This window comes from Cryobacterium glucosi (genome assembly GCF_004402235.1).
Taxonomy (GTDB): Bacteria; Actinomycetota; Actinomycetes; order Actinomycetales; family Microbacteriaceae; genus Cryobacterium; species Cryobacterium glucosi.
Genome location: NZ_SOFS01000034.1, coordinates 43,672 through 66,737, shown reverse-complemented (window position 1 = coordinate 66,737; position 23,066 = coordinate 43,672). Strand labels below are relative to the sequence as shown.

Genomic DNA, 23,066 nt, shown 5'->3' with positions numbered 1-23,066 from the left:
CGGACAGGCCGGATACGCGGCGCTCGTCTGGGGCCCTGCCTCGGCTCGCAGGGCTCGACTCCTGGATTCGGCACAGCGACGAACGAGGAGCCGGGAGTTCCTGCGGCTAAGCGGTCGGGCCGGGGCCGGCGAGGCTCCCGGTGATGCCGTCGCCGGAGGACCGGCTCACGAAGCAGAAGTACTGGTGCGGGGCATCCGCCCACTGTGCAGCAGTGATCGGGTAGCTGCCCTGAACCTGCACATCGGGATACGCCGCCGCAGCGGTGAGGTCGATCACGCCGGGCGCGCTGCAGAGCAGGTTGATCTGCGCAGCAAGCGCCGCCTCGCCGGGGAACGGAGTCGTCGCGTCCCCGGGGAACAGACCGCGATAGACGAGCTGCGCCTGGTGCGGGGCCGCGCAGTCGGCGACCGTGAAGGTCTCCTCCCACGGGGAGACGTAGGGCTGCAGGCATTCGCCGCCGAACAGGGTCTGCCAGGCGTGCACGCCGACCGGCTGCGCGGCGGTGGGCGCCGGGGTCGGCGTGGGGGTCGGCGTCGGGGTGGGGGTCGGCGTCTCCGAGGCTGTGGCGGCGACGGTTGACGCCGGGGAGCCCACGAGGCGCTGGCCGAGCAGGAAGAGGCCGACGAGAACCACGAGGACAAGCAGGCCGACCGCGGTCCAGATCAGGGGTTTCGGCAACCCGCTGTGCCCGGCGGATGCCCCGCCGGGGCCATGCCCTGAACCACCGTTCCCGGAGCCGCCCGAACCGGAGCCCCCGTTCCCGGAGCCCCCGTTCCCGGAGCCGCCGACGGTGGGACCATTCGTTCCGGGCCTCTTCGGTCCGGAACCAGGTGTCGTCTCTGAACCGTTTGTCCCTGATCCGCCCGTGCCTGCCGCGGCTGTTCCTGGGTCGCCGGGGGGCGTTCCCTTCGAGCGACGCGAAAAGAAGCCGGCAGCGGAGGCTGCGGGGGCGGGCGCATTCGCGACGCCCGGTGCAGCGAGAACCGTCGTCGGGGCAGCGGCCGTTGCGCCGGCGGCGGTGTCGGCGGCGGTGTCGGCGGCGGTGTCGGCGGCGGTGTCGGCGGCGGTGTCGGCGGCGGGCTGGAACAATGCATCGAACGCGCTCAGCGCCCCCGCCGTCTCGCCGCCGACGACAGCCGGAGGGTCGGCCGGGTGCCCGACAGAATCGGCGAGCGGAGCCTGAGGAGTGAAAACCTCGGTGTGGGCGAGTCCGGAATCGGCCCACGGGTCGCTCTCGACCGGGAAGGGAACGATCGGAGCCGGGAGCAGCGGCAGCGCCGCAGCCGGAGCCGCACTCGCTGACGCGACAGACGCCGCGGCAACCGCGGCGGCGGCACTCGCGGCGGCGGCCTCGAACACGGCGCGCTCGGCGGCGACCTCGGTCTCGATCTCAGCTCGGGCCGCGGATGCGACGGCGTCCGCACGCTCGGCGGCAGCTTCGGCAGCAGCATGCTCTGCGGCGGCGGCGGCGGCAGCGGCAGCTCGCGATGCGGCTTCGACTTCGGCGGCACGCTCGGCGGCCTCGGTCCCCGCGCGCGCGGTAGCTGCGGCAGTCGCGGCGGTGAGGGCTGCGGCGGCACGAGCAGCAGCGGCAGCTGCACCGGCGGCGGCGGACGCACCGGCGGGCGGCGTGATGACGGGTGCCTGGGCGGCGGCGCGACGCCCGCGGAGCCGGAAGTGCGACGGCGCAGGCACCACGGGCAGGGGCTCGGGGATGGGCTCCGGCTCGGGCAGGTTGCGAGCCGGGTACAGGGTGCCGCGTCCGTCGGCGGTGGCGGCGCGGTCCGCGGCGACTTCTTCGGGCGTGAGCACGAGCGGCGACCGCGCGGGTGTGGTCCACCAGGGTTCGAGCGGTGCGTCCGGCCGGATGCCCCGGTCGGCCCCCACGACCGGCGAGCCTTCGGTGGGGCCCGGGTTCGGAGTCGCGGCAGCGCCGCCGGTCGTCGCGAGTGGGCGAGCGGACGGATAGAAGATGTCGCCGGGGACGTAGCCGGCGGAAGCAGCAGAGCCTGCGGACGCGGAGGCTCCTGCCGCTGCCGGACCGGCAGGGACAGAACCGGAAGAGGGCTCGATACCCGCAGGAGACCCTGTCGTCGAGGCCGCAGGGGCCGGCGGGGTGATCGGGGCAGGAGTCAGGCCGGCCCGTGCGGGAAAGGACGTGGCGCCGGCAGCGCGCGGCCGGAACACGGCCCGCTCGACCACAGAAGGCTCGCCCGCGGGCTCCGGCGAGTGCACGGCAGGCGTCGGGGCGAGCGGCGGAGCGAGCGGCGGAGCAAGAGAAGGAGCAACCGGCGGCGCAACCTGGGCGGATGCCGCCGGCTTGACCACGGTCACGGCGGCGGTCGCCGTCGTCGGCTTGAGTCCCCACAGGAACGCGGGCGCCGGAGTTTCAGGATCCGATGTCGTAGCGGCACCAGAGGCGTCGCCGGAACGGGAAACCCGGCCGGGGTCATCCGCTGGGGCACCCTTCGCCCGGCGCGGGCGACGCATCACGAAGTCGTCCGGCAGGGTCGGCTTGGTGCCGTCGCCGAGCTGGGAGGCGAGCCAGTCGATTCCTTCTTCGCCGCTCCCCGACTGGTCTGGCATTAGTTCAGCCCCAGGTCCTCAAGGCCGATGGCGGCGAAGTAGGGGTAGCCGGCCGCTTCGATGACTTCGCGGGCGCCGGTGTTTCGGTCGACGACGACCGCGACGCCGGCGATGATCGCGCCGACCTTGAGCAGGGCTTCGACGGCCGCGAGCGGGGATCCGCCGGTGGTCGAGGTGTCCTCGAGCACGATCACGCGCTTGCCGGCGAGGTCGGGGCCCTCGACCTGGCGGCCGCGGCCGTGGTCCTTGGGCTCCTTGCGCACGACGAACGCGTCGTAGGAGAGGCCGCGGGCGACACCCTGGTGCAGGATCGCCGCGGCTACGGGGTCTGCGCCCATCGTCATGCCGCCGACGGCGGTGACGTCGGGCACACCGGCGATGAGGTCGATCATGACCTGGCCGATCAGCGGGGCGACCCGGTGGTCGAGGCTCACCTTGCGGAGGTCGACGTAGTACGTCGCCTTCTTCCCGCTCGTGAGGGTGAAGTCACCGTGGAACACGGCCTCAGCCGAGATGTAGTCAATGAGCTGCTGCCGAATGTCCGTCACGGATCAACTGTATGCCATTCGGGATTGGCGACGCCTGCCCCGGCCCGGGGGACGGGGAGGCGTCACGCAGGGGTCAGAAGCCGCGAACGAAGGTGCGCTGTTCGGGCATGTGACGGTAGCCGTCATTCTGCACATCGACAACAACGCCAACGATGGACGCGACAACGATCAGGGAGAGCACGGCAATGAGAACGAACACGAGGGGGCCTTTCAACCAGGGGTGGATGTCGGTGATACGGAGGCACTGCTGCACGTGTTCGACGTATTTATTTGACCACCTCTAACCATGCAGCACAATCGCATTGTCCTGTACTCATTGTGTAGCGTAGCTACATGGACATTCAGCGGCTCGAACTGCTCAGGGAACTGGCCGAACGCGGCTCGATCACCGAGGTCGCGCGGGCGACGCATCGCACGGCATCCGCCGTCTCCCAGCAACTCAAAGTGCTCGAGCGCGAGGCCGGGGTGCGCCTCACCGAGCGCCGCGGGAGGGGCATTGTTCTGACGGATGCCGGGCGCGCGCTCGCCCGCAGCGCCACCGATGTGTCGGTCGCGATCGCCCGCGCCACCGCCGTCTGGCACGAGTTCCGGAACGACGCCTCCGGAGGGGTCAGCGTGGTCACCTTCCCGACCGCCGGCGAGATGCTCCTGCCCGGGGCCATGCTGCAACTCGCCGACCGGCCCGGCCTCGTGGTCACGTGCACCGACCTCGACCCGGAGCTCCGGGACTTCCCTGCGCTCACGGCCGACTACGACATCGTGCTCGCGTACAGCCTGAGCGGCCAGCGGTCCTGGGGCGGGCGCGGCCTGACGGTCGTTCCGCTCATGACGGAGCCGATCGACGTCGGGCTGCCCGCCGATCACCGGCTCGCCGGCCGCTCCTGGCTCGCCCCGGCGGACGTGATCGACGAGACCTGGATCGGGGTGCCGGACGGGTATCCCTTCGAGCGGATCCTGGACGAGATCGAGGAGCGCACCCCCGGCCACGTCACTGTCGCCCAGCGATTCGCCGACATGAGGCTCATCGAGGCGTTCGTGACGGCAGGCCTCGGGATCGCCCTCGTGCCGCGCTACACGTGGGGAGGCGGCCAACCGGGGCGGGTGACGCTCAAGCCGTTGCGCGGGGTGGACGCCGAGCGGCAGATCGTTGCGCTGATGCGCCCGGACCGCGCCGAGCGCCTCGCCGTACGCACGGTCGTCGACGTGCTCCGCACCCAGGCCGCCAGCGTCCAGCAGGCCCACGCCCCCGCATCAGCCCCCACTCCCTCTCCCTGAGAAGCCGCGCCCACCCCTCACGCGAGAGTACGAAATGTGCCCGTATTCGCGCCATTTCGGGGCACATTTCGTACTCTCGCGGAAGAGCGGACGCGAGCAAGCGGGAGGGGAGGGGCTAGGGGAGGGAGAGGACCTCGTCGTAGATCGCCAAGGCTTCGGCTGCCTCGGCGTCGGTCACGACGCACGGGGGTACCACGTGGATGCGGTTCTCGGCGATGAAGGGCAGCAGTCCGCGGGCGAGCAGCCCGGCCTTGATCTTCGCCATCACCCCGGCTCCCACCGGTTCCCTGGTCGCGCGGTCCGCGACCAGTTCGAGCGCCCAGAACACGCCGACGCCGCGCACCTCACCGATGATCGGGTGCCGCTCCGCAAGCTCCGCGAGCCCCGGCGCGAGCACGTCCCTCCCTATCCTGGCCGCGTTGTCGACGATCCCCTCCGCCTCCATCGCGTCGAGCGTCGCCACGATCGCGGCCATGGCGAGCGGATGCCCGCTGTAGGTGAGTCCGCCGGGGAACACGGTCGTGTCGAAGTCGTTCGCGATCGAATCCGGGATGATCACCCCGCCCGCGGGCACGTACCCCGAGTTGACGCCCTTCGCGAAGGTGATCAGGTCGGGCACCACGTCGTAGAGATCGAGGGCGAGCCAGCTGCCGGTGCGGCCGAAGCCCGCCATCACCTCGTCGAGGATCAGCAGGATGCCGTAGCGGTCGCACAGGGCGCGCACCCCCGGCAGGTACCCGGGCGGCGGCAGCAGCACGCCCGCGGTGCCCGGGATCGTCTCGAGCAGCACGGCGGCGATCCCGCTCGGCCCCTCGCTCTGGATCACGCGCTCGAGGTGCCGCAGGGCGCGCTCGCACTCCTGCTCCGGGGTCGTGGCCCAGAAGTCGCTGCGGTAGAGGTACGGGCCGAAGAAATGCGCGTGCCCGCGCGCGAACTCGTTCGGTACCCGGCGCCAGTCCCCCGTCGCGACGATCGCGGCCCCGGTGTTGCCGTGGTACGAGCGATAGGTCGAGAGGATCTTGTCGCGACCGGTGTGCAACCGGGCCAGCCGGATCGCGTTCTCATTCGCATCCGCCCCGCCGTTGGTGAAGAACACCTTGTGGAAGCCGTCGGGCGCGCGGGCGACGATGCGGCTCGCGGCCTGGCCGCGGGTGAGGTTGGCCGTCGCGGGCGCGACCGTGGCGAGCAGGCCGGCCTGTTCGACGATCGCGCGCACGACGGCCGGATGCTGGTGGCCGATGTTGAGGTTGACCAGCTGGCTGGAGAAGTCGAGAAACGTGGTGCCGGAGTGGTCCCAGACCCGGGTTCCGAGCCCGCCGGCGAGGACGAACGGGGTGCGTCCGCCGCCCTGGGCCGACCAGGAATGGAACACGTGGGCGAGGTCGAGGTCGACGGTGAGTTCGTCGAGCCGATCGGTATCAGTCACAGCGGTTCTCCTTGTTCTCGCACCCGGGCTGCCATTCTCAGATCTTCGCGGCGGGCGCTGTGTTGAGCGCCGGGATGATGCTCTCACCGTACACACGCAGGGTCTCTTCCTTGTTGTCGTGCTGCAGGTACCCGGCGAACTGGTCGACACCCAGCTCGCGGAGTGCCTCGAGCTTCCTGATGTGATCCGCTTTGGTGCCGAGCACGCAGAACCGGTCGACGATCTCGTCGGGCACGAAGTCGGCGTGGGTGTTGCCCGCGCGGCCGTGCTGGTTGTAGTCGTAGCCTTCGCGCCCGGCGATGTAGTCGGTGAGGGCGCGCGGGACCGCGGAGTCGGCGCCGTACTTGGCGACGATGTCGGCGACGTGGTTGCCGACCATGCCGCCGAACCAGCGGCACTGGTTGCGCATGTGCTCCCAGTCCTCTCCGATGTACATCGGGGCGGCGACGCAGAATTTCACGGATGCCGGGTCCCGGCCTGCCGCTGCCGCCGCCTTCCGCACCGTGCTGATCATCCACTCGGCAACGTCGAGGTCGGCCATCTGCAGGATGAATCCGTCCCCGACCTCTCCCGTGAGCTTGAGCGCGAGCGGCCCGTACGCGGCGACCCACACCTCGAGGGAGCTGCCGAAGCTCCACGGAAAGCGGAGGGTGGCGCCGTTGTACTCGACGGCGCGGGAGTTGCCGAGCTCGCGGATGACGTGGATCGCCTCCCGCAGGGTCTTGAGCGTCGCGGGGGCGCCGTTCGTGACGCGCACGGCGGAGTCGCCACGCCCGATGCCGCAGATCGTGCGGTTGCCGTACATCTCGTTGAGGGTCGCGAAGGTCGATGCGGTGACGGTCCAGTCGCGGGTGGACGGGTTCGTGACCATCGGCCCGACCATGATCTTGCGGGTCTCGGCGAGGATGCGGCTGTGGATCACGTACGGTTCCTGCCAGAGCAGGTGCGAGTCGAAGGTCCAGACGTGGCTGAAGCCGTAGGCCTCTGCGAGCTGCGCGAGCTGCACGACCCTGGCCGATGGCGGGTTGGTCTGCAGCACTGCTCCGAAGTCCATGGGGTTCCCTGCGCTCTGTCGGTGGTGGGCGGTGGGTGGCGGATGCCTGGCCGGCGCGCCTAGATCAGGTACTGGCTCAGGCCGCGCGGCAGGTACCGCCCGTCGCCCTTCGCCCCGAGGTAGCTGTTGCCGTCGACGATGACCTTGCCCCGGCTGAGCACCGTGTCGACGTGCCCGTCGATCTCGTACCCTTCCCAGGCGGAGTGGTCCATGTTCATGTGGTGGGTCTTGCCCAGCCCGATCGAGGTGTGCCCGGCCGGGTCGTAGAGGACCACGTCGGCATCCGCCCCCGGCTGGATCACGCCCTTGGTGCCGTAGAGGCCGAACATCCGCGCCGGGGTCGTCGAGGTCAGCTCGACCCAGCGTTCGAGGGTGATCCGCCCCTCGACGACGCCCTGGTAGAGCAGGTCGAGGCGGTGCTCGACCGAGCCGATCCCGTTCGGGATCTTCGAGAAGTCGCCGAGGCCGAGGTCTTTCTGGCCCTTCATGCAGAACGGGCAGTGGTCGGTCGAGACGAGCTGCAGTTCGTTGGTTCGGAGGCTCTGCCAGAGCTCCTCCTGGTGCCCCTCCGCGCGGCTGCGCAGCGGCGTGGAGCACACCCACTTCGCGCCCTCGAAGCCCGGGGCGCCGAGGTTCTCCTCGAGGGAGAGGTAGAGGTACTGCGGGCAGGTCTCCCCGAAAACGTTCTTGCCGCGGGAGCGGGCCGCCGCGAGCTGCGCGACGGCCTGCTTCGCGCTGACGTGCACGACGTACAGTGGCGCCCCGGTCAGGTCGGCGAGCATGATCGCCCGGTGGGTGGCCTCCTCCTCGAGCTGCCAGGCCCGCGCGATGCCGTGATAGTACGGGTCGGTCTTGCCCTCTGCGAGGAGTTGACCGACGAGCACGTCGATCGCCGGCCCGTTCTCGGCGTGCATCATCGTCATGAGCCCGGTCTCCGCCGACTTCTGCATCGCCCGGAGGATCTGCGCGTCGTCGGAGTAGAAGACGCCCGGGTAGGCCATGAAGAGCTTGAAGCTCGACACGCCCTCGGCGAGCAGCCCGTCCATGGCCTGCAGCGAGTCCGTGTTGAGGTCGCCGATGATCTGGTGGAAGCCGTAGTCGATGGCGCAGTTCCCCGCCGCCTTGTCGTGCCAGGTCGCGAGGCCGTCGAAGACACGCTGCCCGTAGCTCTGCACGGCGAAGTCGATGATCGTCGTCGTGCCGCCCCACGCGGCCGCGCGGGTGCCGGTCTCGAAGGTGTCTGAGGCCGCGGTGCCGCCGAACGGCAGCTCCATGTGGGTGTGCGCGTCGATGCCGCCGGGGATCACGTACTTCCCGGTCGCGTCGATCACCGTGTCGGCGGATGCCGCGACGTCGAACCCGAAAATGGCGGAGCCGGGGGCGAACACCGCGACGATCTTCTCGCCGTCGATGAGGACATCCGCTTCTGAGCGGCCGGTCGAGCTGACCACAGTGCCGCCCCGGATCAGGGTGCGCCCCACCCGGGCGCTCATGCGCGGGCGATCGGGTCGTAGGAGTCCGGCCTGCGGTCGCGGTAGAACTGCCAGGAGTTGCGCGTCTCGCGGATGAGGCCCAGGTCGAGGTCGCGGATCACGATCTCGTCGGTGTCGGTCGAGGCGATGGCGCCGACGTAGTTGCCGCGCGGGTCGACGAAGTAGGAGCTGCCGTAGAAGGTGACGGCCTCGTCGCCGAATTCCTCGGTTTCGGTGCCGATCCGGTTGTTGGCGCCGATGAAGTACTGGTTGGCGACCGCCGCGGCCGGCTGTTCGAGTTCCCAGAGCCGGTTGGACAGGCCGGGCTTGGTGGCCGAGGGGTTGAAGACGATCTCGGCGCCGTTCAGGCCGAGGATGCGCCAGCCCTCCGGGAAGTGCCGGTCGTAGCAGATGTAGACGCCGATCTTGCCGACCGCGGTGTCGAAGACCGGGTAGTCGAGGTTGCCGGGACGGAAGTAGAACTTCTCCCAGAACTGCGGGAGGTGCGGGATGTGGTGCTTGCGGTACTTGCCGAGGTAGCTCCCGTCGGCGTCGATCACGGCGGCGGTGTTGTAGAGCACGCCTGCCTGCTCCTCCTCGTAGACCGGAAGCACGATCACGATGTGGTGCTCTGCGGCGAGCGCCTGGAACCGTTCGACGAGGGGGCCCGGAACGCTCGTCGCGTAGCCGTAGTACTGGGGGTCCTGGATGATGCCGAAGTAGGGGCCGTGGAAGAGCTCCTGGAAGCAGATCACCTGCGCTCCCTGCGCGGCCGCAGAGCGCACGAATCCCTCGTGCTTGGCGATCATCGACGCTTCGTCGCCGGTCCAGGTGGCCTGGGTGATCGCGGCTCTCACGATGTTCCCGCCCTTGCCGGCCGCATCCGCGCGGATCTTCGCGCTGGCCGGGGTATTGGATCCGTCGGACATGTCTGCCTCCACCAAGTCACTACTGCGAGATAACTGAAACGTCCGCCGAAACGTCCGGCGTGCTGAGTGCGTGTGGATCATCCTGTCGCCCAACGGGCCGGGAGGCAAGCACTCAGCGAAACCGTTATCCGGCGCTGGTACCATTCAGAAAGTCCCGCCCGGCCACCGAAGGTCTCATGACACGTCTCCCGTTCTTCCGCGGGCCCCGCGCTTCTCGCGCCTGGCCGGCGCTCATTGCTGCCACGGCGCTCACCGCCCTCCTCGGAGGCTGCGCGACCACGAGCCCGATTCCCGCAGGCCCCGCCCCGGATGCGGTCACGGCCAGCCCCACCCCGACGTCGAAGCCGGCCTACCCGCTCACGATCGAGAACTGCGGCACGACGGTCACGGTCACGAAGGCCCCGAGCCGGATCGTGTCGATCAAGTCGTCGGCCACGGAACTTCTCCTCGCGCTCGGCCTCGGCGACAAGATCGTCGGCACCGCGTTCCTCGACGGTCCGCTCCCGCAGGCGCTCAGCTCGATCGGCACCAACCTCAAGGTCGTCAGCGACTTCCTGCCCAGCCAGGAGGCCGTGCTCGCCCTGAACCCTGATTTCGTCTTCGGCGGGTGGGAGTCCAACTTCGCCGCTGACGGCGTCGGCACCCGCGACACCCTCGCCGCGGTCGGCATCGGCAGCTATGTCGCGCCGTCGGCCTGCAAGGGCGCCGACCAGCCCAATCCGCTCACCTTCGACACCGTCTTCGGGGAGATCACCCAGGCCGGCGCCGTTTTCGGGGCCCCCGAGGCAGCCGCACGGCTCGTCGCCACCCAGCGCAAGGAGCTCACGACGCTCTCCCCCGCGACGACGAAGACCTCTGCGCTCTGGTATTCGAGCGGCGTCGACAGCCCGTACGTCGGTGCCGGGATCGGTGCGCCGCAGATGATCATGGATGCCGCCGGACTCACGAACGTCTTCGCGAGCGTGAAGGACACCTGGACCTCCGTCGGCTGGGAATCCGTCGTCGCTGCCGATCCGAGCGTGATCGTGCTCGTCGACGCGACCTGGAACACGGCAGAGTCGAAGATCAAGACCCTCGAGACCAACCCCGCGACGAAGAACCTCACCGCGGTGAAGAACAAGCGGTACATCACCCTCCCGTTCGCTTCGACGGAGGCCGGCATCCGCAACGTCGAGGCCGCGGCAACGACGATCGACCAGCTGGCCGACCTCAACTCGCTGAGCAAGTAGTCGGTGACTGCGGGCACGGACTCCGTGGCGGGACGGACCCGGCCGGCCGCATCCGCTCGCCGGAACGGCCGCTTCGGGCTGTGGCTCGCGCTCGCCCTGGCCGCGCTTGTGCTCGTCTCCGCGCTGGCCGTGACGATCGGGCCCGCTCCGGTGAACCTGGCGGATGTCGCAGGCAGCCTCGCGGCGCACCTCGGCTTCCCGCACTCCGGCACGGTGCCCGTCCTCACTGACGCGATCGTCTGGCAGCTGCGGCTCCCCCGGGTGCTGACCGCGGCGTTCGTCGGTGCGGGCCTCGCCCTGAGCGGCGCGGTCATGCAGAGCGTGACCCGCAACCCGCTCGCCGACCCGTACCTTCTCGGGCTGTCCTCAGGGGCGTCGCTCGGCGCGGTCTGCGTCGTGATTCTCGGCGTCGGGGTCGCACTCCCGCTCGCCGCCTTCGCCGGCGCACTCGCCGCGCTCATCGCGACGCTCTCCATTGCCAGGGTCGGCGGAACGATCACGCCCGGCCGGGCCGTGCTCGCCGGCCTCGCGATCGCCCAGCTCGGCGCGGCGGGCACCTCCTTCGTGATCTTCTGGTCGGCCAAGGGCGACTCCTACCGGGAGATCCTGAACTGGCTGCTCGGCTCCCTCGCCGGCAGTTCCTGGGCCACGGTCCTCATCGCCGGGAGCGCGCTCCTCCTCGCCGGCACCGGGCTCGTGCTCGCCGCGAGCCGGCTGGACGCCTTCGCCTTCGGCGACACCGCCGCGGCCTCGCTCGGAGTCGACGTCAACCGCACCCGGTGGGCGCTCCTCGGCACGGTGGCACTGCTGACCGGGGCGATGGTCGCCGTGAGCGGTGCGATCGGGTTCGTCGGGCTGATCCTCCCGCACCTCGTGCGCGGGCTCAGCGGGCCGGGGCACCGCAGGCTGCTGCCGCTCGTCGCGGTATATGGCGCGGTGTTCCTCGTGATCGCGGACACCCTCGCCCGAACGGTCTTCGACCCGCGCGAGCTGCCGGTGGGCATCATCACCGCCCTGATCGGGGTTCCGGTGTTCATCGCGCTGATCAAGAGCCGGAAGTCCGTTTCATGGGTGTAGTCATCGAGCGGGTGTCGTTCCGCGTCGGCGGGCGCACGATCCTGGACGACGTCTCCGCGATCATTCCGACCGGCTCGGTGACGGGCCTGCTCGGCCCGAACGGCGCGGGAAAGTCCACACTGCTGCGCCTCATCGCGGGCCTGCACACCCCGACGAGCGGGCGGATCACCCTCGACGACGCACCCCTGGCGACCCTCGGCCGACGCGAAACCGCCCGCCGGATCGCCCTCCTCGAGCAGAACGCGAGCCCCACGATCGACCTGCTCGTGCGCGAGGTCGTCCTCCTCGGTCGTATTCCGTACCGCTCCGGAATCTTCGGCGGCTTCGACGGCGCCGAGGACCTGCGCATTGTCGCCGAATCGCTCGCCCAGGTCGGCGGCACCGACCTCGCCGACCGAAGCTGGGGCACCCTGAGCGGCGGCGAGCAGCAGCGGGTGCAGATCGCCCGCGCGCTAGCCCAGCGGCCGAACCTGCTCCTGCTCGACGAGCCGACCAACCACCTCGACATCGGCGGCCAGCTCGGTCTGCTCGCCCAGGTGCGGGACCTCGGCCTCACCGCCGTCCTCGCCCTGCACGACCTCAACCTCGCCGCCGCATACTGCGACCAGATCCTGTTGCTCGCCGACGGCCGCCTGGCAGCCGCAGGCACACCCGCCGATGTCCTGGTCCCAAGAGTCATCGCCAAGGTCTACGGCGTCGACAGTTTCGTCGTCCCGCACCCCCGCGGCGGGCATCCGTCCCTGCTCTTCGCCCCCTCACCCCCACCCCGCCCGTTCGCGAAAGCGGGTGAATCGTCGTTATGACCCATCGAAAACGACGATTCACCCGCTTTCGCGGCAGCAGGACGACAGCAGGAGGATAGGGACATGACGAAGATCACGGTACTGGCGGGCGGGATCGGCGGGGCCCGGTTCACGCGGGGGCTGCTGCACTACCTCGCGGCGAGCGACCCCTCCGCGCGGGTGACGGTCATCGTCAACACCGGCGACGACATGTGGCTCGATGGCCTGCGGATCTGCCCCGACCTCGACACGGTGATGTACACCCTCGGCGGCGGCATCAACGAGGAGCAGGGCTGGGGCCGCCCGGACGAGTCCCGCCGCACCTCGGCCGAGATCGCGGCGTACGGGCGCGGCTGGTCGTGGTTCACGCTCGGCGACCTCGACCTCGCGACCCACATCGTGCGCAGCGACCTGCTGCGCTCCGGCTCCACCCTGAGCGAGGCGACCGCGTTCCTCTGCGAGCGCTGGCAGCCAGGAGCCCGCCTCCTGCCGATGAGCGACCAGCCAGTCGAGACCCATGCGCGCCTCGCAGCGGATGCCGACGAGCACCGCGCCGGGGACCTGATCCATTTCGAAGAATGGTGGGTCCGGTATCGGGCGAGCGTGCCGGTCAGCCAGTTCGTGCAGCGCGGGCTCGACACGGCGGAGGCCGCCCCCGGCGTGCTCGAGGCGATCCTGGAGGCGGACCTCGTGATCCTGCCGCCGTCGAACCCCGTGGTCTCGATCGGCACAATCCTTGCGATCCCGGGCATCCGTGACGCCCTGCGATCCACGCCCGCCCGCGTCGTCGGCGTCTCGCCGATCATCGCGGGAGCCGCCGTCCGCGGCATGGCCGACGCGTGCCTCCAGACCATCGGCGTCGCCACGACCGCTGCGGCCGTCGGCCTGCACTACGGCGCCCGGTCCACCGGCGGCATCCTCGACGGCTGGCTCGTCGACGAAACGGATGCCGCGGCGCTGCCCGCTCTCGCGGCCGCCGGGATCCGCTCACTCGCGGTGCCGCTCTGGATGCACGACCTGGACACGACGGCGGAAATTGCGGCAACATTGTTCCGGATCGCGTCGCCTGCGCGGGGGATACACTAAGTCAGGCTAATTATTCTTCAAGCTAACTAATTTGCCCCCGGTTCAGCGCTCGATTCCGGTCGGCCTACCGGAAGGACCCTACTGTCATGCCCGCACATCTCGACTCCGCGTTGCACGGCGGCTCGATCACCGCCGTCGTCGGAGCTGTCCCCGGCATGCCGGCATACGTCCCCGCGCTCATCGTCGGCGCCATCATCGTCGCGGCCGCCGTCGCGATCGTTCTGATCGTCGTGCGGCACCGCGCAGCGCGCCGCAGCGCAGCCAGCGCCTCCACTGGGTCCGGCTCGACCAACACGGCCAGCGCGTCCGGCGCGGCCTCGGATGCCACGGGCACCCCGGGCCACCCGGCCGGCGCGGCCCCGACCACCGTCGGGAACGCCCCGGGCAGCACCCAGACGACCGCACCCGGCTCCGATGCCGCCCACGCTCCCGCTTCGGCCGGAACGCCGGGCGCATCCGCTCTCGCCTCGGCCGCCGTATCCGCCCCGGCGCCGTCCCTGGTGCACCCGAGACATGAGCCCGTCGTCATCAGCACGCCGCACCCCAAGCGAAAACTCGCCACGATGACGATGCCGCTCACCACGGCGATCCCGATCGTGCCGACCACCTCAACCGGCTCGGTGTCGACCGGCAAGAAGACCGTGCTCGACTACATCGACGAGCGCACCATCGTGCTCGACGTCGAGGAGACCGACCGGGACCGGATGATCCGCACCCTCGCCGGCATGATGAGCACGACCGGGCGGATCACCGACGTGGGGCTCGTCGCCCAGGCCGCGTTCCGCCGCGAGACCCACGGCACCACGAGCATGGGCAACGGCATCGCGATCGCGCACGCCAAGTGCGACTCCGTCGTCGCCCCGGTGCTCGCTTTCGCGCGCAGCAAGCACGGCATCGACTGGAACTCAGCGGACGGCGAGAAGGCGACCCTGATCTTCATGATCGCCGTGCCCAAGGCCTCGGCAGGAACCGAACACCTCCGGGTGCTGTCCCAGCTCTCGCGCTGCCTCGCGAAGCCGGCGTTCCGCGCCGCGATCCAGTCCGCGCAGACCCCGGCCGCCGTGCTCGAGGCCCTCGCGATCAGCGCCAACCTCAAGAAGCCCGAGCAACCCCAGCCCTAGCCCGATCCGGCCGTCATCCCAGCTCCAGCTCCAGCTCCAGCTCCAGCGATCGTCAGTCTTCCGAATTCAGGAGTTGCGGCCGCCAGACTGCAGCACTTCCCGGAGCAGTGCGGCGAGGGCGGGCACCGCGGGCGCAACTCCTGAATTCGGCACGCCCACTGTCGAAGGTGACGCTCGGTCGTGTCTGCACGCGCGGCTCAGGCGCGGGCGCGGATGCGGGGGGCCAGATCGCGCTCGAAGGCCGTCAGGAACCGCTCCTGGTCGTGGCCGGGCGCGTGGAAGACCAGGTGGTTGAAGCCGGCATCGATGTACTCGCCGATCGCCGCGACCGTCTCGTCGGGGTCAGAGCCCACGATCCAGCGCTTGGCGACCTGCTCGATCGGCAGGGCATCCGCGGCCGCCTCCATCTCCGACGGGTCGGTGATGTCGTGCTTCTGCTCGGGCGTGAGCGACAACGGGGCCCAGAACCGGGTGTTCTCGAGCGCGAGCGCCGGGTCGGTGTCGTAGGAGAGCTTGATCTCGATCATCCGGTCGATCGTGGCCGCATCCCGCCCGGCCTTCTCCGCGCCGGCCGCGACAGCCGGTAACAGCTTCTCGGTGTAGAGCTCCATGCCCTTTCCCGAGGTGCAGATGAAGCCGTCCCCCGACCGGCCCGCATAGCCCGCCACGAGGGGTCCGCCCGCGGCGACGTACACCGGGATGCCTCCCTCGGGTCGGTCATAGATGCTCGCGTCATGGGTGCTGTAGTACTCGCCCTCGAAGCTCACCTTGTCCTCCGACCAGAGCGCGCGCATCAGCGCGATCGACTCGCGCAGCCGGGCGTAGCGTTCCTTGAACTCGGGCCAGTCCTGGGCGCCTGCGCCGCGGAACCCGGTCGCGATCTCGTTGAGGGCCTCTCCCGTCCCGACACCGAGCATGATCCTGCCCGGGTAGAGGCAGCCGAGCGTCGCGAAGGCCTGGGCGATCACGGCGGGGTTGTACCGGAAGGTCGGCGTCATCACCGAGGTGCCGATCTGCACCCGTGTCGTGCGCTCCCCGACGGCCGCCATCCAGGCCAGAGAGAACGGGGCGTGGCCGCCGGTGTGCCGCCAGGGCTGGAAGTGGTCACTCACCGCGACCGATTCGAAACCGTGCCGCTCGGCGGCGACGGCGATCTCGACCAGCTCACGCGGGGCGAACTGCTCGGCGGAGGCCTTGTATCCGAGTTTCAGAGGAAGCATGATGCTCATTTCTCGAGGGGGCGATCGGGGGACGGAACCAGGGCTGCGGGCGGTGGGACGGGCGACTCCTGCTGGGCCGAGTCCTGCGGGGCGGCGGATGCTGCGGTGAGCAGGGCGGATGTGTACGGTCCGGCACCCAGTCGTTCGACCAGGGCCAGGTCGGCCGGGGTGTCGACGTCGCGGCGGATTCCGGACCCGGCCGGCAGCGTGAGCGGAACGTGCCCGGCCGCCTCGTGCGCCGCGCGTGAGCCGGAGCCGAAACGCGGGCTGATCGGCACCCCGGCGAGCGCGAGCAGGGTCGTGGTGCCGGTCCGGTCGGCATCCGGCACCATCGACCGCTCGTGGTGGGCGGCAAGCGCGAGCGTCCGTTCGACGTCATCCGCGGTGAGGGCAGGCAGGTCTCCGGTGATGACGGCGCGGTGCGCAGCGGGGAACTCCGCAGCGGCCGCGGCCAGTCCCACGTCGATCGCGGCGTTGAGCGGGTCGACCGGGTCCCGAACCTCGGCGACGATGTGCGCGCCCAGGCGGGCGAGTCGCGCGCCGAGGACGGTGTCCCCGGTCACGACGAAGACGGCAAGGACCGGGGCGGCTGCGGCGAGGGCAGCAACGGTGTCGAGGGCGAACGCGTCGGCGAGCTCGGCACGGTCCGGGCCGGCGCCGCCGAGGCGTGTCTTCGCGCCAGGGTTTCCCTTGACCGGAACCACGACCACCCAGCTCACGGCAGGTCGGCTTCCGCGGCGGTGAGTCCGGCGGCCAGTCCGGCCGCGTAGCCCCTGGTGTAGCCGAGGGCCTCGGCCTCCGCGCTGCCGAGCCGGAACATGTCGGTCTCGCTCGGGCGCAGCAGAATAGCCGCCCCGCGATCGACAACACCCGATCTGGCGGTGACGGGGTCAGCGGCCGGGAGCGGCAGGACCAGCCGGCCGAGCCCCCGGATCACGGCGACCGGGTTGCCGCTCGCCTTGCCCTTGACGAGGTCGGCGGCGCCGGCGATCTCGTCGCCGACGGCGGGCGCGGTGACGTTGAGGAGTTTGCCGGCGGCATCCGTCGTGCCGCGCAGGTCGTCGAGCACGGCGACGCCGGCCGCGCCGATCGCGATGTCGGTCTGGCCCTCGCGCCAGGGGCGCCCAGCGGTGTCGGTGATGATGACACCGAGGCGGAGCCCGGTGCGTGCCCGCACCGCGGCGCAGAGGGCGCGGGCGGAGGCATCCGGATCGGCCGGAAGGAGCAGCACGAAGCCCTCGGGGGTGTTGCTCGCGTCGACGCCGGCCGCGGCCATCACGAGGCCCTGCCGGTTCTCGACGATGCGGGTCACGCCACCCGGGTACGCGCGGGTCGCGACGACGCGCACGGTCTCGTCGGTGATCGCCTGCTCGCGGTCGGCCGCCGCGCGCAGGCGGCCTTCGGCCTTGGAGACGATCTTGCTCGTGACCGCGAGGATGTCGCCGTCACGCAGCAGGGTGCCCCCAGCGACTCCGGCGGCCGCGACTTCTGCAGCGGCGAGGATCAGCCCGGCGAGGTCGGCGCCCGCCGCGACCTCGGGGATCCCCTCGAGGGCGAAAACGCTCAGTTCGCCGCGCACCGGTCCCGCTTTCCGCTCATCCTTCGATCCTGTCACGTCCCGCAACCGCCCGGAGGTCCCGGCTCTTCCCGACTCGTCGCAGATCGAGGTTCCCACGTCACGTGAACGTCGATGTGCGACACCTCACGAGCCACCCTCGTTCGCGGGGCGAAATAAAGTTAGTTAAGCTTATGAAATTGAGCTGCGGTGTTCACGGAGATTCCGGTCGACCTCGGCCCGGAAGGACTCTCGAGCCATGCCCGAACCCCTCACCGCGACAACAGCACCACATCGACTCCTGATCCTGGGGATCACGGCCTGCCCCACCGGCATCGCGCACACCTACATGGCTGCCGAGAAGCTCGCGGCCGCTGCGGCCGAACTCGGCTATGACATGAAGGTCGAGACGCACGGCTCCGTCGGCGTCGAAGGCGCCTTCAGCCCGGCCGACATCGACCGTGCCGACGCCGTCGTGATCGCGGCAGACACCAGGATCGACCCGTCACGCTTCGCGGGCAAGCGGATCATCTCCGTCGGGGTGGCCGACGGCATCCACCGCCCTGCCGCTTTGATCCGGGAGGCCCTCGCCGCCGCGCCGTCAGCGGCCGCCGACGGACCCGACGGCTCGGCCGGGAATACCCCCGCCCCGACCACCGGCAGGTCAGACGTCGGCGGCACCCTGTACCGCGCCCTGATGAACGGCGTCTCCTACATGATCCCGTTCGTCGTGGTCGGCGGGCTGCTGATCGCCATCTCGCTCTCCCTCGGCGGCGAGGCGACCCCGAAGGGTCTCGTCATCCCGGAGGGCAGCTTCTGGTTGACGATCAACCAGATCGGCGTGCTCGGCTTCACCCTGATGGTGCCGATCCTCTCCGGGTTCATCGCCTACGCGATCGCCGACCGGCCCGGGCTCGCGCCGGGCATGATCTGCGGCTGGATCGCCACGACAGGGTCGTTCTACCACTCCGAGTCCGGCGCCGGCTTCATCGGCGGCATCGTCACCGGGTTCCTCGTCGGTTTCGTCGCCCTCGGCATCAAGAAGATCCCCGTGCACCGGTACATCAAGCCGATCATGCCGATCCTCGTGATCCCCGTGCTCACCACCGTGATCGTCGGCGGCGCCTTCGTGCTCGCCCTCGGCCAGCCGATCAGCTGGGTCTTCTCCACCATGAGCACGTTCCTCACCGGCCTGCAGGGCGGCAGCGCGATCGTGCTCGGCCTGATCCTCGGCGCGATGGTCGCCTTCGATATGGGCGGCCCGGTCAACAAGACCGCGTTCCTCTTCGGCAGCGCCCTGATCGCGACAGGGAACCCGGCCCCGATGGGCATGGTCGCCGCCGCGATCGCCGTCCCGCCACTCGGGATGGGCCTGGCCACCCTGATCCGCGGCCGCTACTTCTCCAAGCCGGAGCGTGAGGCCGGGATCGCCGCCCTGTTCATGGGGTTCTTCGGCATCACAGAAGGCGCCATCCCGCTCGCAGCCGCCAAGCCGCTGCAGGTCATCCCCGCGAACATGCTCGGCGGAGCCGTCGCCGGCGGCATCGCAGCCCTCTTCGCGGTCACCGACTCCGTGCCGCACGGCGGACCGATCGTCGCCGTCTTCGGCGCCGTCTCCGGGGTGCCGATGTACTTCGCGGCCCTGCTCATCGGTGCCGTCGTCACCGCCCTCGTCTCCCTGCTGCTCCTCGGAATGTCCGCGCGCAGGGCCGAACGCCACACGCGGCAGGCCGCCGCGGAGACACCCGTCTCGACGGCACCACAGGCAGTGCCGGCACCGGCCCCGGCCCCGGTACCGAAGACGGTTCTCGACTACATCGACGAAGACACGATCGTGCTCGACGCCGCCGAGACCGACCGCGACGCGATGATCCGCACCCTCGTCGGCCGGATGGGCGCCACCGGCCGCGTCACCGACGCAGGCGTCGTCATCCAGGCGGCCCTCGCCCGCGAGAAGCTCGGCACCACGGCCGTCGGAGACGGCATCGCGATCCCGCACGCCAAATCGGACGGCGTGAGCGCCCCGATCCTGGCCTTCGCCCGCAGCAGGCACGGCGTCGCCTGGAACGCGCCCGATGGCACCCCGGCCACGCTGATCTTCCTGATCGCCGTTCCGGAGGCGGCGGCCGGAACCGAGCACCTCACCGTGCTCGCCCAGCTGTCCCGCGCCCTGATGAAGCCCGCCTTCCGCGCCGCACTGCAGTCGGCAGCGACCCCGGCGGACGTGCTCGCGGCGCTGGCCGCGCAGGTCGGCCCGAAGCCGGCATCCGTCAAATAGGCTGGGCGCATGCGCATCGCCACCTGGAACGTCAACTCCATCCGAGCCCGCTCCGCCCGTGTCGTCGACTGGCTCGTGCGCGAGGACATCGACGTGCTCGCCATGCAGGAGATCAAGTGCAAGCCGGAGCAGTTCCCCTCCGACGTCTTCGAGGAGGCCGGCTACGAGCTCGCCATCCACGGCCTCAGCCAGTGGAACGGCGTCGCCTTCGCGAGCAGGCACCCCGTGACGGATGTCGCAACGAGCTTCCCCGGCATGCCCGGCTTCCTGAAAGGCCAGGAAGGCCCCGGGCTGCCGCTCGAGGCCCGTGCGCTCGGGGTCACGGTGAATGACCTGCGGCTCTGGAGCCTCTACGTTCCGAACGGGCGCGCGCTCGACGACCCGCACTACGCGTACAAGCTCGACTGGCTCGCGAAGCTCGACGAGCACACCCGCGCCGAACTCGCCGCCCGCCCCGATCTCGCCCTCGCGCTGATGGGCGACTGGAACGTGGCCCCCCTCGACTCCGACGTCGGCGACCCGACGCTGGTCCCCGGGGTGTCGACGCACATCTCACCGCCGGAACGGGCCGCATTCGAGGCCTTCGCCGCCGCAGGGCTGACCGACCCCGTGCGCACCCTCGTGCCGGAGGGCTTCACCTACTGGGACTACAAGCAACTGCGGTTCCCGCGCAACGAGGGCCTCCGCATCGACTTCATCCTCGGCTCACCGGCGTTCACCGACCTCGTCACCGCCGCGAGCATCCACCGGAACGAACGCAAGGGTGACGCACCGAGCGACCACGTGCCCGTCGTCGTCGACCTCACCCTCGACGACGAGGACGACGACCGCCCGATGATCTTCTGACCCTTTCGGGCGAGATGCCGCGACCGTCGGGGATACTGGAAGCATGTCTTCCGTATCGCCGGGGAACGACGGCAATCCGGCGGCGGCCGGGCCGTCCGATTCCGTCACCGTCTCCATCACGCGCCGGGTGCAACCCACCCGGATAGCCGAGGCGACCCACTGGGCCCAGCAGGGCATGGACCTCGCGAGCGCGTTCCCCGGCTTCCTCGGCTCCGGCTGGGTGCGCACGAGCGCGGACTCGCTCAGCTGGCACATGCTCTACCGTTTCGACAACTCCGATTCACTGGATGCCTGGGAAGGCTCCGATGAGCGCGCCGAGTGGCTCGCCCAGGGCGTCGACTACATCCTCGACTCGCGCGTGCAGAAACGCACCGGCATCGAAGGTTGGTTCGACACCCCGCAGGAGGGCGCGGACTCGGGCATCTACCAGCCCTCGCAGTGGAAGCAGACCGTCGCGATCGGCCTCGGCTTCTTCCCGACCAACGTGGTCTTCACCTTCCTCGTCACACTCGCGATCCCCGAGTGGGGCGGCTACCCGATCGTGCCCCGCATCCTGATGACGACCCTCGTGATGGCGCCCACGATGACCCTGCTCGTGATGCCGTGGATCACGCGGTGGCTCCGCCCGTGGCTGACCCGGCCGCCGGCATCCGCCTACCGCCGCCCACAGGTCTAGACCACCCGCAGCTCTAGGCGGCCGGCGCGAGCAGGGCCGCGATCACGAGCAACGCCGGGATGGCGGCGATCGTCGTCACGAGCACGGTGTCGCGGGCGACGACCATGCCGCGGTCGTACCGGGCCGCATAGTTGAAGACGTTCTGCGCGGTCGGCAGGGCTGCGACTGTCACGACCGCGAACAGCTCTGCGGGGCCGAGCCCGAAGACGAATCGGCCGAAGGCCCAGGCAACGACCGGCATCACGGCCACCTTGAGCGTCGCCGCGAGCGCGACCTGCTTCCTCCCTGAGCCGGGTCGCAGGATCCGGTCGCCGTGCAGTGACATGCCGAACGAGAGAAGGACCATCGGGACACCGGCCCCTCCGAGGATGTCGAGGGGTGCGAACACGGCGTCCGGGATCGGGATCCGGAACACGGCCACGATCAGACCGGACAGGGAGGCGAGGATCAGCGGGTTCCGGAACGGCTGCGTCAGGATCGACCCGACCGAGACCCGGCCGCTCGTCGCGACGTCGAGGATGCCGAGCAGGATCGGCGCGAAGACGAGCAGCTGCAGGAGGAGCACCGGGGCGACGTAGTGCGCACTGCCGAGCACGTAGATCGCGACGGGCAGGCCGATGTTGTTCGCGTTGACGTAGCCGGCTCCCGCGACGCCGAGCGCGGTTTCCGCCACGCGGTCCCGGCGCCGGCTCCCACCGATCGCCCTGCGGCGCACGAGGAACCGGCTGGCCACGAGGTAGACCACGACGATGACCAGGACGGTGCACAGGGTGGTCAGGAGGAACCAGGAGAACAGCACCCGGACATCCGTGTGGCTCAGGACGGTGAACATCAGCGCGGGCATCGCCACGAAGAAGGCGACCCGATTGAGCACGAACCCGGCCGTCGGGCCAGCGAACCCCGCACGCTCGATGAGGTAGCCCACCAGGATCACGAATCCGATGATGGAGAACCCGACCAGGACGCCGCTCATTACTCCCAGATTAGGGGACAGTTCTGCTGCAGGAGAGCGCGAGTCTTGCCAGCGGTCACGCCACAGCCGTACGCTCGAAGCATGCCTCATCTCAGCGTTCCGGGTGCGTCGATGTACTACGAGACCGAAGGTGCGCTGTCGTCGCCGGCGATCCTGCTGCTGCACGCCGGCATCGCGAACCTGCGCATGTGGGACCCCCAGGTCGCAGCCCTCGCCGCCAGGCATTTCGTGGTGCGGTTCGATGCGCGCGGCTTCGGGCAGACCACGACCGAGAACGTCGCGTTCTCCAACCGGGCGGATGCCGTCGCGCTGCTCGATCATCTCGGCATCGCGTCCGCGACCCTCGTCGGCTGCTCGCGCGGAGGGTCGATCGCGATCGACATCGCCCTCGAGAGCCCGGACAGGGTCGCCGGGCTCGTCACGATCGGGTCCGGCCCGAGCGGTTTCCCCGAAGTCGAGCTCACCGAGCTCGAGGACGCCCGGTTCGACGAACTCGACGAGGCCTTCGACGCCCGTGACTGGCACCGGCTCGCCCGGCTGGAGGTCGCGCTGTGGGCGATCGGCACGACCAGGGACGAGAAGGCCCTCGATCCCGAGTTCGTGTCGACGGCCTACGCGCTCAACCGGGTCAATGTCGTGCACGCCGAGGAGAACCCGATCCCGATCCCGCTCGAACCGCCCGCGAGCAACCGGGTGATCGATATCGAGGTTCCCGCGCTCGTGACGGTCGGCGAGTTCGACGTGACGCCCGCGCTCGCCCAGTACGAGTACCTGCTGTCGACGCTGCCCTTCGCGAGCGGCTGCACCTTCCGCGACGCCGCGCACCTGCCGAGCGTCGAACTCCCTGACGAGTTCGAGCGGGTACTCCTCGACTGGCTCACCTCGAACGGCCTCTAGCCCCCGTCGCCCCGCCCCGCCCCGCCCCGCCCGGA

The 23,066-nt window shown here is 70.2% G+C and carries 21 protein-coding genes; 11 read left to right on the top strand and 10 right to left on the bottom strand.

Going from position 1 to position 23,066, the window contains the following annotated elements:
• Positions 1-106: 106 nt before the first annotated feature.
• Both E3O46_RS14490 and pyrE read right to left on the bottom strand, forming a co-directional pair.
• Entirely contained in the window at positions 107-2,587 is a 2,481-nt protein-coding gene (locus tag E3O46_RS14490) for a hypothetical protein (protein WP_134561950.1), read from the bottom strand.
• Complete coding sequence (gene pyrE / locus E3O46_RS14485) at positions 2,587-3,135, bottom strand: orotate phosphoribosyltransferase (RefSeq protein WP_134446203.1); 549 nt, start codon at positions 3,133-3,135, stop codon at positions 2,587-2,589. The genes E3O46_RS14490 and pyrE overlap by 1 nt, the downstream gene beginning before the upstream one ends.
• On the opposite strand from pyrE, the gene E3O46_RS14480 reads away from it, so the two are divergent.
• Positions 3,125-3,409 (top strand): hypothetical protein, encoded by a 285-nt coding sequence (locus E3O46_RS14480; protein WP_134561949.1) that lies wholly within the window; start codon positions 3,125-3,127, stop codon positions 3,407-3,409. The genes pyrE and E3O46_RS14480 overlap by 11 nt on opposite strands.
• A gap of 59 nt (positions 3,410-3,468) precedes the next feature.
• Positions 3,469-4,410 carry a LysR family transcriptional regulator gene (locus E3O46_RS14475; RefSeq protein ID WP_134560357.1) on the top strand — a complete coding sequence of 314 codons (942 nt, stop codon included), beginning with the start codon at positions 3,469-3,471 and terminating at the stop codon, positions 4,408-4,410.
• A 115-nt stretch (positions 4,411-4,525) separates the two neighbouring features.
• Here the strand turns inward: E3O46_RS14475 and E3O46_RS14470 are convergent, their stop codons facing one another.
• The 4 genes from E3O46_RS14470 to E3O46_RS14455 are packed head-to-tail and all read right to left on the bottom strand — an operon-like array spanning position 4,526 to position 9,291.
• Complete coding sequence (locus tag E3O46_RS14470; RefSeq protein WP_134446200.1) at positions 4,526-5,836, bottom strand: aspartate aminotransferase family protein; 1,311 nt, start codon at positions 5,834-5,836, stop codon at positions 4,526-4,528.
• Between the two features lie 37 nt (positions 5,837-5,873).
• Positions 5,874-6,890, bottom strand: a complete 1,017-nt coding sequence (locus E3O46_RS14465; RefSeq protein WP_134446199.1) for a TIGR03842 family LLM class F420-dependent oxidoreductase — start codon at positions 6,888-6,890, stop codon at positions 5,874-5,876.
• Positions 6,891-6,949: 59 nt separating this feature from the next.
• Positions 6,950-8,371, bottom strand: a complete 1,422-nt coding sequence (hydA, locus tag E3O46_RS14460; RefSeq protein WP_134561976.1) for a dihydropyrimidinase — start codon at positions 8,369-8,371, stop codon at positions 6,950-6,952.
• Between the two features lie 8 nt (positions 8,372-8,379).
• Positions 8,380-9,291, bottom strand: a complete 912-nt coding sequence (locus E3O46_RS14455; RefSeq protein WP_134446198.1) for a nitrilase-related carbon-nitrogen hydrolase — start codon at positions 9,289-9,291, stop codon at positions 8,380-8,382.
• A gap of 176 nt (positions 9,292-9,467) precedes the next feature.
• Here E3O46_RS14455 and E3O46_RS14450 point away from each other — a divergent pair, with 176 nt between their 5' ends.
• The 5 genes from E3O46_RS14450 (at position 9,468) to E3O46_RS14430 (ending at position 14,586) form a co-directional block, all read left to right on the top strand.
• Positions 9,468-10,520, top strand: a complete 1,053-nt coding sequence (locus E3O46_RS14450) for a putative F420-0 ABC transporter substrate-binding protein (protein ID WP_134446197.1) — start codon at positions 9,468-9,470, stop codon at positions 10,518-10,520.
• A 3-nt stretch (positions 10,521-10,523) separates the two neighbouring features.
• Positions 10,524-11,597, top strand: a complete 1,074-nt coding sequence (locus tag E3O46_RS14445; protein ID WP_198413455.1) for a putative F420-0 ABC transporter permease subunit — start codon at positions 10,524-10,526, stop codon at positions 11,595-11,597.
• Positions 11,588-12,400: an ABC transporter ATP-binding protein gene (locus E3O46_RS14440; protein ID WP_134561948.1), complete on the top strand. Its 813-nt coding sequence runs from the start codon at positions 11,588-11,590 to the stop codon at positions 12,398-12,400. The genes E3O46_RS14445 and E3O46_RS14440 overlap by 10 nt, the downstream gene beginning before the upstream one ends.
• A 63-nt stretch (positions 12,401-12,463) precedes the next feature.
• On the top strand, positions 12,464-13,465 hold the full coding sequence (gene cofD / locus E3O46_RS14435) for a 2-phospho-L-lactate transferase (RefSeq protein WP_134560363.1): 1,002 nt from the start codon (positions 12,464-12,466) through the stop codon (positions 13,463-13,465).
• Between the two features lie 86 nt (positions 13,466-13,551).
• Entirely contained in the window at positions 13,552-14,586 is a 1,035-nt protein-coding gene (locus tag E3O46_RS14430) for a PTS sugar transporter subunit IIA (protein ID WP_134561947.1), read from the top strand.
• Between the two features lie 197 nt (positions 14,587-14,783).
• Here the strand turns inward: E3O46_RS14430 and fgd are convergent, their stop codons facing one another.
• From fgd to cofE, 3 genes are read right to left on the bottom strand one after another with little or no spacing between them, the layout of a single operon-like run.
• The gene (gene fgd / locus E3O46_RS14425; RefSeq protein ID WP_198413725.1) at positions 14,784-15,806 is read right to left on the bottom strand and encodes a glucose-6-phosphate dehydrogenase (coenzyme-F420); all 1,023 of its coding nucleotides are present in this window, start codon (positions 15,804-15,806) and stop codon (positions 14,784-14,786) included.
• 5 nt (positions 15,807-15,811) lie between these two features.
• Positions 15,812-16,525 (bottom strand): 2-phospho-L-lactate guanylyltransferase, encoded by a 714-nt coding sequence (cofC, locus tag E3O46_RS14420; protein ID WP_134446193.1) that lies wholly within the window; start codon positions 16,523-16,525, stop codon positions 15,812-15,814.
• Positions 16,522-17,421 carry a coenzyme F420-0:L-glutamate ligase gene (gene cofE, locus E3O46_RS14415; protein WP_241987434.1) on the bottom strand — a complete coding sequence of 300 codons (900 nt, stop codon included), beginning with the start codon at positions 17,419-17,421 and terminating at the stop codon, positions 16,522-16,524. Before cofE ends, cofC begins: the two co-directional genes overlap by 4 nt.
• 199 nt (positions 17,422-17,620) lie before the next feature.
• Here cofE and E3O46_RS14410 point away from each other — a divergent pair, with 199 nt between their 5' ends.
• From E3O46_RS14410 to E3O46_RS14400, 3 genes are read left to right on the top strand one after another with little or no spacing between them, the layout of a single operon-like run.
• Positions 17,621-19,639 carry a fructose-specific PTS transporter subunit EIIC gene (locus E3O46_RS14410; RefSeq protein ID WP_134561946.1) on the top strand — a complete coding sequence of 673 codons (2,019 nt, stop codon included), beginning with the start codon at positions 17,621-17,623 and terminating at the stop codon, positions 19,637-19,639.
• Positions 19,640-19,648: 9 nt separating this feature from the next.
• Positions 19,649-20,485: an exodeoxyribonuclease III gene (locus tag E3O46_RS14405; RefSeq protein WP_134446191.1), complete on the top strand. Its 837-nt coding sequence runs from the start codon at positions 19,649-19,651 to the stop codon at positions 20,483-20,485.
• A gap of 43 nt (positions 20,486-20,528) precedes the next feature.
• Positions 20,529-21,161: an antibiotic biosynthesis monooxygenase gene (locus tag E3O46_RS14400; protein WP_134446190.1), complete on the top strand. Its 633-nt coding sequence runs from the start codon at positions 20,529-20,531 to the stop codon at positions 21,159-21,161.
• 13 nt (positions 21,162-21,174) lie between these two features.
• On the opposite strand, the gene E3O46_RS14395 is transcribed toward E3O46_RS14400, so the two are convergent.
• Positions 21,175-22,134, bottom strand: a complete 960-nt coding sequence (locus E3O46_RS14395; RefSeq protein ID WP_134561945.1) for an AEC family transporter — start codon at positions 22,132-22,134, stop codon at positions 21,175-21,177.
• 81 nt (positions 22,135-22,215) lie between these two features.
• On the opposite strand from E3O46_RS14395, the gene E3O46_RS14390 reads away from it, so the two are divergent.
• On the top strand, positions 22,216-23,031 hold the full coding sequence (locus E3O46_RS14390) for an alpha/beta fold hydrolase (RefSeq protein WP_134560373.1): 816 nt from the start codon (positions 22,216-22,218) through the stop codon (positions 23,029-23,031).
• Positions 23,032-23,066 lie beyond the last annotated feature (35 nt).